Raw genomic sequence first — 14,414 nt, forward strand, 5'->3', positions numbered from 1 at the left:
TCGCCGCAGGGCGCCCCTGGACGCCGCCGACAGAACTCCATCACCCGACTACTCGGGCTGCGTCATTCCCAGGGCGCTGGAACAGACGGGGCGGGTGCGGGCGGCGTAGGAGCGGGCGGCCACGATGAGGCCGATGCCCAGGCCGCCGAACGCCAGGCCGCCGAACTCGACGAACCAGGTGATCCCCGAGCCGGAGGTGAACGGCGGGGACGGTTCGATCCCGGGCATTACGCCGACAGCGATGAGCGGAGCCATGACGGTGAGGGCGGCCCCGTACATCGCCAGTGGGACACCGGTCAGCCAGGCCGGAATCAAGGGCAGCAGGCGCGGGACCCGTCGTCCGGACAGGAACAGCGTCCAGCGGGGGAACACCTGCCCCCACACGTACAGCAGCCCCAGCAGGAGGAAGATCCCCACCATCGCCGCCAGCACGGTCACGTCGATCCCCGCCGACGCGGTTGCCTTCGCCGGACCCGACGCGCCGACGCTCGACGTCCTCTGCCAGTCATCGCCCGCGACGCCGAGCGCGTTGCCGCCCAGCGTCCAGATGGTCTTGGATCCCGCCCACGGCAGGAGTCCGCACATGAGCAGGTACACCGCGACGCGGGTGCGCCTCGGCGCTCGGGAGGCGGCCGGGTGGGTGAGCGGGCCGTCGCTCGCGCCGGCGTGCGGCCGTCCGCAGCGCGGGCAGTCGCCGCGCAGCCGTCGGCGGTACGACAGGCCGACGAGGAGCACGAGGGCGGCGCCGGCCGTGTTCAGCAGCACCTGAGCCAGCCCGGTGGCGCTCTCGATCCCCGAGAGCGTCGCAATCGTCACGAAGTAGATCGGCAGCCCGTTCGTTCCCACGACCAACACCGGGAGCGCCGTGATCAGCGCCGTCGCCACCGCAACCCGGCCGAGCGCGGTGAGCGTTCGGGTGCTGGCCAGGCAGGCGCCGCCGACCAGGAGCGCGAGGGCCGCCAGGAAGAGCTGGACCCCCGGCGCGTACGCGGAGTGCTCCTTCCACTGCACGGCGGTGCCCGTCACCGCCCAGGTGACCTCGACAGCGGCGTACAACACGCCCCACACAGCAGCGGCCGTGGGAACCCACACCGGCCACCGCCGCCACCATGACCTCCGCCCCGGGCCTGTGGTCGGTGGCAGAGGGACGCCGCCGACCTCCGAGTACGCAGGAACAGCCACTGTGACCCCCGAATGTCCGGATTGCTGACGCTCCAAGGCTCCCCGTCACCCGCGCCGATCACATCCGTCCCACGGATCATCCGGCCTCCCCCGCGCGGGGGAAGGCGGGAACGTGAGGTCATCCACCTGCCGCTGCACTGCCGCATTCCTGCACATTCCTGCTCTTCGCCGCTCCAGGCTCGGCCGTCCGCTACGGACCGAGGACCCAGCGCGCGATCGACGCCTTCCACGCCGCCACGGCCCTGGCCTGCCACCTGCGCGTCCCCGCGCTCGCCGCGCGCCTCTCGTGGGAGGACCGGGGCGGCAGTTGGCGCCTCCCCGAGAACCCGGCGCCGACCGAAGGCGGCCGGAAGCCCCGGTGAACGGTTGGCCCCGACGCTCGCCGTCGGACCGGATCACTAGGCTGAGCAGCCGTGGACGGAGGAGGGACTCGAATGGTGGAACACCCGGGCGTCGCAGCGCTCACACAGATCATGTCGCCCGAGCACGGCGCCGACGAACAGGTCGACTGGGCGGTCGCCGAATCGACCTGCAGCACTCGCTTCCCCGCTGACTACAAGGCATTCATGTCCGTCTACGGTGGCGGCTCGATCAACGGCGAGGCCGGCGTCCTGCTGCCCGTCCCCACCGAGGGAATCCAATGGAATCCGGGCGACATCGCGGGGGAGACCGAGGAGGTCCGCTACGGCTGGGAAATGGAGGGCGGTAGAGCCGCTCTCGACGTCGACCCGGAGCACATCCTTGCCTGGGGAGTCACGTCCGGTCCGGACATCCTCTGCTGGCTGACCGAAGACAGCGACCCGGACCGCTGGCCGGTCCTGGTCTACGGACGACACACAAACCCGACCTTCACGGTCCACCCGTTCGGAATGGTCGAATTCCTCCGCCGGCTGCTCCAGAAGGACTACGACGGATGGTCGCGCCGGCCGATCAGCATCGCCGGCGAGCTGTGGGACTGCTCGCCACCGACCTTCGTTCACTGGCGGCTGGAGCAACTCCGCTGGAAGGCCGGCCTCAAGCCCGCGACCGGCGAACCGGACCCGTACGCCGACGCGTTTCCGCGCTGACTGGTGAGTCCGCATGTTCAGGTGTCGTGTGTTCACCGCCGGGCCGTGGTGAAATTCGCGGTCGGTAGCCGTGGTGTGGCCAAAGCTTGCGGCAGCCTCGCCTGGGGGAATCGCTCCCTGGTCCGCTTGAATGTCGTCGACAGCCTCGCGCGCTGCGGGGACATCATGAAATCGGAGGGGCTGAACTCGGTGAACTGGTTGAACGAGGTGCTGGCGGACAACCACTACCCCGGACGCGGGGTGCTGTGGTGCCGAACCGGCGACGGCGACACACTTGGCGCGTACTTCCTCACGGGACGCAGCCGTGCCTCCCAGGCCCGCGTGCTGCACCGCTCTCCGGACGGTGAACTGGTCGTCGCCCCATCGGAATCGCGCGCGCACGACGACCTGCGCCACTACGTCGCCGCCCGCCAGAGCGGCCACTGGATGGTCTTCGGTAACGGTGAACAGGTCGCCACCGTCGCCGACCGCCTCGACTCCGGACAGCTTCCCGCCCTGGCCTTGGACGGGCTGGACTACGAACCGGACCCGCCGATCTTCACCCCCCGCCTGACCGTCATCGCCGACGGCCGGAACGGCGGTCCGGCCTGGTTCGGCGCCGCACGTCACAGCAGCGGGGGACGCGCGGCCACCAACCGGTTGACCTTGCAGGTCAACGGCCTGGAGGCCGGCGAGGGAGTACTCATGACGACCTACCGCTCGGACGGGAACAAGATCGCTACCGGCGACCCGCTCGCCGAGGTCCGCATCGCCGCCGGAGACCGCAGCGACCTCCTCGAGGAGCTGTGGTCCTCCCTGCCGCCCCAGCTTCGGATCGCCGCAGCAGTCTTCGCACCGGGCGGCCTCGTGCAGGCCGACATTCGGCAAGCAGCGCCGACCCAGAGCTGATTCGGCACCGGGCACCGAGTCCGCAGACACGGCCGACCTCGGTGCCCGGCAACCCGCAAAGATCACTTCCGTAACAAGCTTTAGGGTGGCTCGCGTGATGCCACCTCCGAACAGCGGGCACCAGGGCCGTGGGCATGCCTGGGCGGGCGCACTTGTCAGGGGTGTCGGCGGTCGGCCTGGCGTGCTCGTCGAAGTGCTCGGACTGCTGCTCTGGTTCCTGCTCTTCACCCGCCTGCACGCCGCCGCGGGCAAGGACGTCGTGGCCGCCACCGCCCATGCGCTGACCCTCCAGTCCGCGGAACACGCCCTGCACCTCGACATCGAGCGGAGCGCGAACAACTGGCTGGCCGGGCGCCCCCTCCTCGGTCACCTGGCGGTCTACCTGTACCGCTTCTACTACGTGGCGGTCGCCGGCGTGCTGCTCTGGGCGTTCGTCCGGAACGCCGACGTCTACCGCCACGCCCGCCGGACACTCGTCGCCATGACCGCCCTCGTCCTGCCGGTGTACTGGGCGGTGCCGATGTCGCCGCCGCGCTTCGTCCTGCCGGGCGTCGTCGACATCGTCGCCCGCTACGACATCCTGAGCCACACCTCCCGGGACACCGGCAACGGCCAGAACCACTACTCGGCCATGCCAAGCCTGCACGTGGGCTGGTCACTCTGGAGCGCGTACGTCGCATGGTCCGTCCTCCGCCCCACTCACCCCCGGCTGGCGCTTCTGCCCTGGGCCTTCCCACTGCTCATGACGGCGGACGTGCTCACCACCGGCAACCACTACGTCCTCGACGTCGCGGGCAGCGTCGTCCTGATGTTCGTGGCCATCGCCACCGCGACACTGTGGGGCCGCCTCGCCCGAGCCCGAGCTCGGAGCCTGCACTCGGAGCAGCAGACGGCCTGACACGGGCTCAGCCCCACGGGGGCGCGTCCGAAGCGCGCCGATCAGCTGTCACCGGACGAGAGTGATGCGCGCGAGTTCGAGCGGCAGCCGTGTCACGCAGTTCGGGAATCGCTTCTGAAGGCACCCAGACCGGCGCGGTCGACGCCGCGACACCGAGGTCGTCCAGGGTGGAGTCCTCGCCCGACAGCGCCAGCAGGAGGAACCTGGCCATGCCCATGTCGTAGTGGTGCCAGCCGTCGGGGAATTCGCCTCGCAGCCACACCACGACGGGCCAGCGGTCCGGGTCGTTCCCTTCGGTGAGCCAGAAGCAGTGGTCGCCGTTGTCGTTGCCCGCCCAGTACAGCAGGCCACCGGGCTCGGGATGGACGGGGTACGGGCAGAGGTCGGGAGAGTCCTCCCGCATCTGGCTGAACGCGGCCCCGGTGTCGTTGATCAGCGCGTTGACCATGCGGGAGAGAGCGCCGACGCCGACGGGTCGGCCGGGCAGAGGCCGCGGAGTCACGACGCCGAGCTCTCCCCGTAGCTCGCCGGGGCCGAAGAGATCGACGAATGCCCGGTAGTCGGCAGGCAGCCGGATTCCGGCGACTTCCTGGGCCTGGTCCCACGGAAGCAGTGGCGCAGCGGCCGCAGGGTTCAGTCCGGCGAGTCGCGCGAGCCCGGCAACGTCCGGCCGCAGGACGGTGTGGTGCCCTGCCCGTCCGCGGAAGTCGCGTCGGGCGATCCACAGGATGAGGTCTCGCGCGATCTTCTCGGTGCTGGTCTCCGTGACCACAACGTGTTCCCGACAGGACGGATCCCGCAGGGCGACCTCGTAGCCGCCTTTGTCCTCCAGCGCGACCGAGGCACACCAGGAGGACCCGTCCTCGTCGGCCTGGAGGATGACGAACGTGTTCTCCGTGTCGTCGAGGCCGTTGAGCAACGTGCGTATGGCAGCCTCGGACGGGTCGTCGACACGTACGCCGACCTCGTCCTCGGCGTGATAGAAGTCGGCGGCCACGTGCCCCTCCCCGGGTGGTGTCTCGGCAGGTCCGTCGGACGCAGCCTGGCATGCCCGGCCGACAACGCCGCCGGCGAAGGCCGGATCCGTAGGCGCGTCTGGGTATAGGAAGAGTCCGCCGTCGGGGACTGTCCCTTGATCAGCCGGATCGGACCTGGCTGTCCTGGCCGGCGGCGATCCGGGCGGCGAGGTCGTCCAGGATGGTGGCGGTGGCAGTGGCGCCGAAGCGTTCGGCTCCGGCTTCGACCATCTCGAGGAGCCGGTCGAGCGTGCGCACGCCGCCCGCGGCCTTGACCTTCATCCGCGCCGGGACGTTGGCCCGCATCAGGCGGACGTCCTCCAGGGTGGCTCCGCCCGGGGCGAAGCCGGTGGAGGTCTTCACGAAGTCGGCCTGCGCCTCCTCGCTGAGCCGGCAGGCGCGGAGCTTCTCGTCGGTCGTCAGGTAGGCGTTCTCGAAGATCACCTTGACGACGGCGTCGGCCTGCCGGGCGACCTGGACGACGCTGGTGATGTCGGCGGCGACGGCACCGTCGTCGCCGTCGCGCAGGCGGCCGATGTCGAGCACCATGTCGAGTTCGCGTGCGCCGTCGGCCAGCGCGGCCCGCGCCTCGGCCACCTTGACGGCCGTGATCGAGGAGCCGTGCGGGAAGCCCACCACGGTGCCGACCAGGACGCCGGTGCCGGCCAGTTCCTTGGCGGCCCTGCTCACGTCGGACGGCTTCACGCAGACCGAGGCCACGTCGTAGCGGGCGGCCAGCGCGCAGCCCTCGAGCACGTCACGTGCCGTCAGTTCGGGGCGCAGGAGCGAGTGGTCGATCATCTTCGCGACTCGGGCGACGTCGGTGCCGGTGTGGTCCATGGGTCTCTCCCTCGGGTGGGCGTGAGATCGCGCTCTTCGCACCGTAGCAACAACCTGTCTATACGGCTAGACGGCTGACCGCCGGTGCCGGCCCGGGCGTCAATGGGGGTGCACAGAATGTGACGCAGATCACGCGGGGTCGGTCGGCGGAGGTGACTCTATGTGCGCGCTTCGTGCACACGTGTCCTACTATGAGCTAGTTGACTATACAGATATTCGGCATACTCTTCTTCATGTGGAGGCCCAGTGGGAACAGATTTCTCACCCAGGTACTACCAAATCGAGCAGGCGCTCCGAAGGCGTATCGCCGGCCGTCGACCACATGATCCGCTTCCGTCGGAAACAGAATTGTGCGCGGAATTCGGCGTGAGCCGAATGACCGCGAGAGCAGCCGTGCAACGGCTCGTCGCGGAGAATCTCGTCTACCGGGTGTCCGGGCGGGGTACTTTCGTGGCGGAACCGCCCACGCGCCGTCGGGCCGAGAACCTCGTCCGTTTCAGTGAAGAAATGCGGCGACAGGGGCGGAAGCACTCGTCAACGCTGATCAGTGCCGAACTGCGTCCGGCGACGGACCAGGAAGCCAACCGGCTGATCCTGCCCAATCCCGCAACCGTGGTGGAAATCCGCCGGGTCAGACTCGCCGACGGAATCCCGACCGTGCTGGAGACGGCGGTCTTCCCGTCGGAGCTCTCCGAGCTGCTCCGGGTGGACTTCGCGCGGGACTCCGTGCACGCCACGCTCATCGCCCTCGGGAGGACGCCGACGCGCGGTCACTCGTCCATCCGGGCAGCCGTGGCAGACGAGGCCGAGGCCGACCTCCTGGACGTGAGCCCGGGTACCGCCCTGCTCACCGAAGTCAGGCTGATCACGGACCAGCACGACCAGCCGCTCGAACTCACCGAATCACGCTACGTGGGCGACAGATACGCGCTCGATGTCGCTTTCGAGGTCGATTCGTCCGCAGACTCCACACCGTGACGCCCAAGACCCAGAAGAAACACAGAGGGGGAATCCGTGTACGCCTATCTCATGAATGCGCCGGGCGAACTCGTACGTGCCACCGTTCCCGATCTGACATGCGGTCCGGACGAAGTCCTGCTTCGCACCGAGGCGGTTTCCATCTGTTCGACGGACGTCTCCTACTTCCGCGGGCACCTTTTCCCCGAGTCGTGGCCGATCATTCCCGGCCACGAATACGTCGGCCGGGTCGTCGAAGTGGGAAAACGGCTGCGCGACGACGTGCGGACGGGGGACCGCGTCACCTACTGGGGTCAGACGGACTTCGGCGGAATGGCCGAGTACCGCGCATTGCGGCCGCTTTTCGCCGGACGGCGCGGAGTCGAGACCTCCTGGTACACCGAGCGCAACTTCTACGACGCCGACCAGGCGGCGGCGGTCGTCCTGCCCCCCGGCGTCACCTCCGACCTCGCCTCGGTGGTCGAGCCCCTCACCTCGGTGCTGCGCTCCCTGCTGCTCAACCCGCCCAGGCCCGGTGACACCTGCGTGGTCCTCGGCTGCGGCCCGAGCGCCCTGCTGGCCGTCCAGGTGCTGCACCGGTACCTGGGCGCGGGCTCGGTCACGGTGCTGGACCGCAACGCCGCACGGCTGTCCATCGCGCTGGACAACGGCGCCTCGACCGCCTTCAACACCGAGACCCAGGCCCCCGAACTCGAAGCCTTCGCGCACGAGCACCACGACCACTACGCCGACTACGTCTTCGACGCCCTCCCGCACGTCGCGGCCCCGGCCGCCGGCGGCGTCAAGGACATCAGGGAGCAGGCCATGGGCCTGCTGCGCCCGGGCGGGACGTACGTCATCTACGGTGCGACCGCCGTGCCGCAGCTCATCAACACCTGGATGATCCTCGCCAAGGGCCTCAAGCTGCGCTCCACGCCCTTCGACGTACGGCTGTTCCCCATGGCCCGCACCGCGAGCGTGACGAACGTGGCACTGCGCCTGATCGAGACCGGACTGGTCGACGCCCGGCCGCTGATCACCACGCGGGTCGCCCTCGACGACGAGGCCGGCGTGCGCAGGGCCTTCACCGAGTACGGCGCGGGCGCCTCGATGAAGACGTCCATGCTCGCGCCGGACGTCCTCGGCCGGCTCACGGAGCACTACGGCGCCGTCGCGGCCACCGAACGGGTGGGAACACCGGCGTGACGGCCGGTCGGTACGGACCGCCGCGGCACGGGCCGCTGCAGCAAGGACCGCCGCAGCCAGGACCGTTTCGGCGGGACCGCCTGACGGCGGCGGCCTACAGCGGGCTGGCCGTCTTCGCCTACCTGCTGTACGCGCTCGGCCCGGTGCTGCCGCTGCTGCGCCAGGACCTGCGCCTCAGCTACCAGACGATGAGCCTGCACTCCACGGCGTTCGCCGCCGGCGCCGTGGTCACCAACCTGGTCTTCGAGCGACTGCGCGGCCGGTTCGGCTACCGCCGGCTGTTCTGGCCGGCAGCGTGCGCCCTCGCCGTCGGGGCGGCGCTGCTCGCCACCGGCTCCAACGTCGCCGTCACGTTGACCGCCGCCACCGTGGGCGGGATCGGCGGCTCCCTGCTGCAGACCACCGCGCTGGCCGTACTGGCCGAACACCACGGCGAGCTGCGCGAGCGCGCGCTGCTCGAGGCGAACGCGGGGGCGAGCGCCACCGCGCTCCTCGCACCGCTGGTCATCGGCGCGCTCCAGGCGTTCGGCGCCGCCTGGAACTGGAGCCTGCTGCTGCCGGCGCTCGCCGTGGCGGCCCTGTACGCCCTCCTGCGCCGCGAGCCGCTGCGCCCCGGTGCGGTGACGGCGCCGCAGCGCCAGCACGAGCAGGAGGACGGTAGCGGCAGGCTCCCCGGGGCCTTCTGGATCCTCAGCACCCTGTGTGCGGTCGTCGTCGCCACCGAGTTCTGCGTGGTCTTCTTCGGCTCGCCTCTGCTCAGCGACATCACCGATCTGACGGATCATCAGGCGGCCACCCTGATGGCCCTGTTCTACGGCGGCACCCTGCTCGGACGGCTCGCCGGCAGCCGGGTCACCGGCGCCACCCGGTGGCCGACGCCCCGGCTGGTCCTCGCCACGCTGGTCGTGACCGGTGCGGGAGTCCTCGCCCTCTGGACGGCCGCCACGACCTGGATGGCCCTCGTGGGCCTGTTCGTCAGCGGCCTCGGCATCGCCAACCTCTTCCCGCTCACGCTCTCCCTCGCGGTGGGCGCCGCCCCCGGGCGGACCGGCAGGGCGACCGCGTACGTTCAACTGCTCGTCGGCGCCGCCATCATGCTCGCCCCGTTGTTGCTCGGCTCGCTGTCGGACCGGCTCGGCATCCGGTCGGCCTTCAGCGTCGCCGGAGCCCTCGTCCTGTTGGCCGTCCTGCTGCTCTCCCTGAGCGGCCGGGACGCCACAGGGCAGGCCCCCGCCCCCCTTGCCCATGCCGCCCGGACCGACCCGCGAGGAGCTACCGAACATGCTGACCGGTAACGCCCCAGCCGAAGCCGTCGGCGCCGCACGCGCCACGCTCCGCGGCAACCGACGCACCGGATTCTCCAAGGGAGCCGGACGTTCGTACGACTTCACCTGCCCTTCCCCGGACTCCTACCCCTTCCAGTGGGCCTGGGACAGCAGCTACCACGCGATCGCGCTCACCCGCACGGACACCCGCCGGGCCCGCGACGAACTGCGCTCACTGGTCGGCGCCGCCACGCCCTCGGGCTTCCTGCCCCACATGCTGCTCTGGCAGGACGACCTGCGGCCCACCGCGACCGCGGAGTTCCGGATCGACCTGTGGGAGCAGTGGCGTTCCGTGACCATCGCCCCGCCGGTGGTGGCCAGAGCCGTCGAGCGTGTCCACCAGGCCACCGGCGACCAGTTGTGGCTGCGCCGGGTGCTGCAGCCCGTGCTCGCCTTCTTCTCCTGGCTGAAGGAGCACAGGACCAGTCCCTCGACGGGCCTGCTCGAGATCTACCAGCCCGACGAGTCCGGACTCGACTGCAGCCCCAAGTACGACGCCGCGCTCGGCATCGAGGGCCTGGCGCCCTGCGCGGTCAGCGACGCCTGGCACAGCGCCATGCGCACCCTGATCGAGGACTACTCACCGGGCCGAACCCCTGAATCGCCGCTACGCGGCCGCAACCGGTTCGTCTGGAACGACGTCCTCGTCAACACCGTCTACGCCGACGGGCTCGCCTGCCTGGCCCGGCTCGCCCGCAGCGCCCAGTTGCCCGAACGGATCGTCACCCGGCTCACCGAGCAGTCCCGGGCGATCGGCGCCGCGCTCCTGCGCCACTGCTGGGACGAGCGCACCGGCGCCTTCTACGACCTCGACCTCGTCTCCGGCCGGCGGGTGGAGATCCTCACCGCCAGTTCGCTGTTCCCCATCCTCCTCGACTCCGTGCCGCGCGGGCACGCCCAGCGCCTCATCGAGCAACACCTGCTCAACGAAGGGGAGTTCTGGCGCCCGTACCCGGTGCCGAGCGTGGCCGCCAACGAGCCGACGTACGACCCGGAGTTCGCCACGAACGCCATATTCCGCGGGTCCAGCTGGGTCAACCTCAACTGGTACCTCTACTGGGGCCTCAAGAAGCACGGCTACCACGCCGAGGCGAGCACCCTGGTCGAGCGCACCTGCCGACTCGTCGCCGCATCCGGAACCCGCGAATGCTACGGACCGGAGAACGCGGCCGGCCACGGCGCGCACTCCTTCGGCTGGAGCACGCTCGTCCTCGACCTGGTCGCGGCCGAAGACGCGGAGGCCGACGACCGGACAGCGGCGGAGGCGAGCTGACCATGGCGAACTGGGGATTCCTCGGGGCCGGTTCGATCGCACGATCCAGCCTCGCGCCCGCGGTCCTGGCGACCAGCGGCGCCGTCCTGCACGCCGTGGCCGCCAGCGACCGCGACCGGGCCCGAGCGCTCGGTCCACGCCGGATCCACGCCACCTACGAAGCCCTGCTCCAGGACCCGGACGTGGACGTGGTCTACATCGCGCTGCACAACAGCGCGCACTTCCCGTGGGTGACGGCCGCGCTGCGCGCGGGAAAGCACGTGCTGTGCGAGAAGCCGCTCGGCCTGTCGGCAGCCGAGGTCGACGAGATGGCCCGCACCGCCCGCGCGGCGGGCCGGCTCCTGGTCGAAGCGGCCTGGAACCGCTGGCATCCCCGCACCCGCGCCATGGAGGCGCTGTTCGAAGCCGGAGAACTGGGCACGGTCAGCGCCGTCAGTGCCCGGTTCGACGGCCTGGCCCCCGCCCCGGGCAACTACCGCCTGGACCCGGCGCTCGGCGGCGGCGCCCTGTACGACGTCGGCTACTACGCCGTCTCGGCCGCCCTGGCGGCCTTCGACTGGTCCACCCCGCAGGTCCGGTGGGCCGAGCAGACCCGGTGGCACCCCGACTCCGCCGACAGCGCGTCCACGTTCGTCCTCGACTTCCCGGGCCGCGGGAGCGCCGCGATCCACTGCTCCCTCAACGGCGCCTCGGCCGAGGAGTTCGCCGCCACCGGCAGCACCGGCAGCCTGCGCCTGTCCTCCCCGGCCTTCTGCGCCGCCGCCGCACCCGCGCACCTCACAGCGTCGGCCGACACTCGCACCTACCCCGCCGTCGACCCCTACCAGCTCATGGTCGAGGCCCTCGACGAGGCCGTCGCCGGCCACCCCCGCTTTCTCGTCCCCCTCGACCAGACCCGCCTCATCGCGGCCACGCTCGACCTCGTCAGAAGCAACTGCGCAGCCCTGGAGCCGAGTTGACGACACGACCGTAACGGGTCGCGCCGGCGACCAGCAGGCAGCCCAAGCCGGCCGTCACCCCGCAGAAGGCGGCAGCACCGAGCCCGGCCACGGCTCCGACACCGATGTCGAGTGCGAAATGGGCAGTACCGCCTTTCCCGGCTGACGGACGCTCACTTACGCCGTAGGCGACCATCCCGGCGGGCTCAGGCCATAGAAGCGGTACGTGCACGAGATCACCGTGCACCCACCAGCCCTGCCCAGCGCGCAGGACCCGAGCCGGCCCCCCTCCGGCCGCTGGGGTCAGCGACTGTTGTCCTTCCGTGCTTGATGGCTGCGTTTCTGCTGTTCAGGCATGGGGTCGGCGGTCTCGGAGAGTGGTGACGTGTCGTGTCGTCGCTCTGGGGGAGGTTGGGGATGCCGTCGGTCGTGGGGCTGCTGGAACAGCGTGAGTTGGCTGCTCGCCGTCGTGTGGACGCGTTGCGGGAGGAGGCGGACCGTATCCAGGCTGAGCTGGTCGCGGCCGAGCTGGAGTGGAACGAGTGCGTCATCGCCCGTTCACGCGTCGGCGAGGTGTTGTCTCCGGACGAAGGAGACAGCGTCGGCCCAAACGCCACTGAGGAGCCGTCGGATCGCGGTGAACCGCCCGCGCTGCCTGCATCTTCGAGGTCGGCGAGGCTGAAGTCGGTGGTGCCGATGTGGCGCGCGGGGCTGGCCTGGTCGGCACTGTCGGCGGACTACTGGCGCATCGTGCAGGCTCGCGGACCGGGACCGGGACCGGGACCGGCTCGGCCAAGGACCGCTGACCTGGCAGGAAATGGCCGGCTGCTTCGGCCTGGACCCGGTGCCCGCGAAGATCGAGGCGTTGAGGTCGAAGGCGAAGCGGCTGACAGCGCGCGGCGGCGATCTGGGCCAGCAGAACCTGCCCGGCGGCGCGGTCGCCGATGTCCGCGGCGGTGACCCCGCGCCATGGCCGACTGCGCGGAGCGCTACGCCGAGCGCCCGAACACCGCGTACCGGGACTTCGGAGGCGAGGGCAACGGCGGGGACTGCACGAACTTCATCAGCCAGGCGCTGCGGGCCGGCGGCTGGCAGGACAAGCCGGGCTGGTACCGCGACTACCACAACTGGTGGTACCACAGCGCCAACCAGACGTGGAGCTGGGCCAACGCGAACCACTGGGGCAGCTTCGCCGTCTCCAGCGGCCGCACCCGCAACCTGTCGAACGTCTGGCAGATCGGCCTGTCCGACATCCTCCAGGTCAAGGGCCGCGGGGGCACGGTGAAGACGCACAGCACCATCGTCCACAAGGTCGTGAACGGGATGCCGTACCTCGCCTATCACACCAACAACCGGAAGAACGTCTCGCTGTCCGAGTTCCTGCGGGCCTGGCCGGGCGGGACGTTCTACGCGTACCGCACCTGAGCCGTCAGGGTGGGCGGGGCGCTCCCGCCCATCACTCAGTGAGAAGCGAGAGAGGGAGGCAGATGCTCGGTCGACGGACTTTCCTCGCCGCCACCGGCGTGGTCATCGCGGCGGTGGCCGCCGGCTGCGGGTCCTCGCCGAAACCCGCCGACCCGGCGGAGTTGGAGCCCTGGTTCCGCCGGTACATCGACCTGCTCAACGCACAGGACCACCAGGGGCTCGCCAGACACCTCGACAACAACGCGGAGCACCCGAGCCAGGAAGCGGCCGACGATGCCGCCCTTCGCGTCACGCGGTACGGCGGCCGGGGCATGGCAGTGCAGAAATTCGTCACCGCCAAGACCTTCCCCGAGACCTATCAGGCCACCATCACGGTCACGTCCCAGACCGGCAAGCCCGAGGTGCTCATCGAGACCATCCGCTGGGTCCCCGAGAAGGCGCGGTGGTACCTCAACGAGCTGAACCCCAGGTCGACCCCGCCGCCCTCCGGGGCGGCCAGCATCGAGCGCCCGTCCAACTAGGGCTTGTCCGCCCGATCATGTGACTGTCACCTGCTTTTGTGGTCGGCGGACGGGACATGGGAACGGCTGCTCCAGCAGGTCCGGGCCGAAGGCGACGCGGCCGGCGACATCGACTGGGACATCTCGGTCGACTCCACGATCGTGCGGGCCCACCAGCACGCGGCAGGCGCCCGCACCGACCGGCCACCGGCCCTGGCCCCAAAGGGGGCTGGACCCGGGGAACACCAGGACGAGACGCCGTGGCAGGGCCTCGGCCGCTCGCGCGGCGGCTTCACCACCAAGGGCCATCCGCGTGGGGTGTGTCAGGGGGTGGTGTTGGCTGTGATGCTGCTGGTGGGGGTGTTCCAGCCTGTGATGCGCAGGTGGGGGGTGGTGCCGGTGAGGTCGATGGTGCGGACGGTGGCGGTGATGGTGGTGGTTTCGCCGGGCCAGAGGCTGACCTGGTTGTCGGTCCAGGTGACGGGCAGCACCGGGTTGTTGTCCTCGTCGACGAGGTGGACGTCGGTGAGGAGGGCGGGGGTGTTGCCGGTGCCGGTGTTGGTGAGTGTGACGGTGACCTTGGTGGTGTCGCCGGTGTTCGCGCTGGTGGCTGTGGCGGAGATTTGGGCCTGGGCGAGCTGGTTCAGTCCGGTCAGGCTCCCGTAGGAGGCGGTGGGGGGTTTCGGCCCGCCCTCGTAGTCGCCGAGGACGTCGGGCTTGGTGGAGTGCCAGTAGACGTTGCGGCTGACCTCGTTGCCGGTGGGGTCGGTGAGGGTGAGCTTGGCGAGGTAGGTGGTGTCCAGGTCCGGGACGTCCTCGGGGATGGTGAGGGCTTCCGCCTTGCCGCCGTCGCCGGGGACGGATGAGACGGTGGCGTCCTTGTGGAACCGGGGGGTGCC

At 70.4% G+C, this 14,414-nt stretch carries 13 protein-coding genes and 3 pseudogenes; 12 read left to right on the forward strand and 4 right to left on the reverse strand.

Annotation, left to right across the window (positions count from 1 at the left end; translation table 11 throughout):
- Positions 1-48: 48 nt before the first annotated feature.
- Positions 49-1,059: a hypothetical protein gene (locus IH61_RS0127860; RefSeq protein ID WP_031074693.1), complete on the reverse strand. Its 1,011-nt coding sequence runs from the start codon at positions 1,057-1,059 to the stop codon at positions 49-51.
- Between the two features lie 557 nt (positions 1,060-1,616).
- On the opposite strand from IH61_RS0127860, the gene IH61_RS0127865 reads away from it, so the two are divergent.
- From IH61_RS0127865 to IH61_RS0127875, 3 genes are all read left to right on the forward strand, one after another.
- The gene (locus IH61_RS0127865) at positions 1,617-2,249 is read left to right on the forward strand and encodes an SMI1/KNR4 family protein (protein ID WP_031074696.1); all 633 of its coding nucleotides are present in this window, start codon (positions 1,617-1,619) and stop codon (positions 2,247-2,249) included.
- A 126-nt stretch (positions 2,250-2,375) separates the two neighbouring features.
- A complete protein-coding gene (locus IH61_RS0127870) occupies positions 2,376-3,137 on the forward strand; it encodes an IMP cyclohydrolase (protein WP_234327361.1) in 762 nt (253 codons plus the stop codon).
- Between the two features lie 181 nt (positions 3,138-3,318).
- Positions 3,319-4,035 (forward strand): phosphatase PAP2 family protein, encoded by a 717-nt coding sequence (locus IH61_RS0127875; RefSeq protein WP_037973436.1) that lies wholly within the window; start codon positions 3,319-3,321, stop codon positions 4,033-4,035.
- A gap of 7 nt (positions 4,036-4,042) precedes the next feature.
- On the opposite strand, the gene IH61_RS50040 is transcribed toward IH61_RS0127875, so the two are convergent.
- On the reverse strand, positions 4,043-5,032 hold the full coding sequence (locus tag IH61_RS50040) for an SMI1/KNR4 family protein (protein ID WP_063763284.1): 990 nt from the start codon (positions 5,030-5,032) through the stop codon (positions 4,043-4,045).
- 139 nt (positions 5,033-5,171) lie between these two features.
- Positions 5,172-5,891, reverse strand: coding sequence for a deoxyribose-phosphate aldolase (gene deoC, locus IH61_RS0127885; RefSeq protein WP_031074708.1), 720 nt, complete (start codon positions 5,889-5,891; stop codon positions 5,172-5,174).
- A gap of 246 nt (positions 5,892-6,137) precedes the next feature.
- Between deoC and IH61_RS0127890 the strand changes: the two genes are divergently transcribed.
- The 9 genes and pseudogenes from IH61_RS0127890 to IH61_RS48930 all read left to right on the forward strand — a co-directional run.
- The gene (locus tag IH61_RS0127890) at positions 6,138-6,869 is read left to right on the forward strand and encodes a GntR family transcriptional regulator (RefSeq protein WP_031074710.1); all 732 of its coding nucleotides are present in this window, start codon (positions 6,138-6,140) and stop codon (positions 6,867-6,869) included.
- A 51-nt stretch (positions 6,870-6,920) separates the two neighbouring features.
- Positions 6,921-8,054: a zinc-dependent alcohol dehydrogenase gene (locus tag IH61_RS0127895; protein ID WP_037973437.1), complete on the forward strand. Its 1,134-nt coding sequence runs from the start codon at positions 6,921-6,923 to the stop codon at positions 8,052-8,054.
- The gene (locus IH61_RS0127905; RefSeq protein WP_051838138.1) at positions 8,051-9,349 is read left to right on the forward strand and encodes an MFS transporter; all 1,299 of its coding nucleotides are present in this window, start codon (positions 8,051-8,053) and stop codon (positions 9,347-9,349) included. Before IH61_RS0127895 ends, IH61_RS0127905 begins: the two co-directional genes overlap by 4 nt.
- The gene (locus tag IH61_RS47210; RefSeq protein WP_158845358.1) at positions 9,336-10,652 is read left to right on the forward strand and encodes an amylo-alpha-1,6-glucosidase; all 1,317 of its coding nucleotides are present in this window, start codon (positions 9,336-9,338) and stop codon (positions 10,650-10,652) included. Before IH61_RS0127905 ends, IH61_RS47210 begins: the two co-directional genes overlap by 14 nt.
- A gap of 2 nt (positions 10,653-10,654) precedes the next feature.
- Complete coding sequence (locus IH61_RS43240; protein WP_051838140.1) at positions 10,655-11,611, forward strand: Gfo/Idh/MocA family protein; 957 nt, start codon at positions 10,655-10,657, stop codon at positions 11,609-11,611.
- Positions 11,612-12,007: 396 nt separating this feature from the next.
- Positions 12,008-12,491, forward strand: a pseudogene (locus IH61_RS48925) (hypothetical protein); the annotation flags it as partial.
- Between the two features lie 68 nt (positions 12,492-12,559).
- Positions 12,560-13,015: an amidase domain-containing protein gene (locus IH61_RS0127920; protein ID WP_051838142.1), complete on the forward strand. Its 456-nt coding sequence runs from the start codon at positions 12,560-12,562 to the stop codon at positions 13,013-13,015.
- Between the two features lie 62 nt (positions 13,016-13,077).
- Positions 13,078-13,536 carry a hypothetical protein gene (locus IH61_RS0127925; protein ID WP_031074722.1) on the forward strand — a complete coding sequence of 153 codons (459 nt, stop codon included), beginning with the start codon at positions 13,078-13,080 and terminating at the stop codon, positions 13,534-13,536.
- A gap of 39 nt (positions 13,537-13,575) precedes the next feature.
- Positions 13,576-13,824 (forward strand): annotated as a pseudogene (locus IH61_RS48930) (IS5/IS1182 family transposase); the annotation flags it as partial.
- Positions 13,825-13,838: 14 nt separating this feature from the next.
- Here IH61_RS48930 and IH61_RS47215 read toward each other — a convergent pair.
- A pseudogene (locus tag IH61_RS47215) lies at positions 13,839-14,414 on the reverse strand (exo-beta-D-glucosaminidase); the annotation flags it as partial.

The organism is Streptomyces sp. NRRL WC-3742 (genome assembly GCF_000720635.1).
Classification (GTDB): Bacteria; Actinomycetota; Actinomycetes; order Streptomycetales; family Streptomycetaceae; genus Kitasatospora.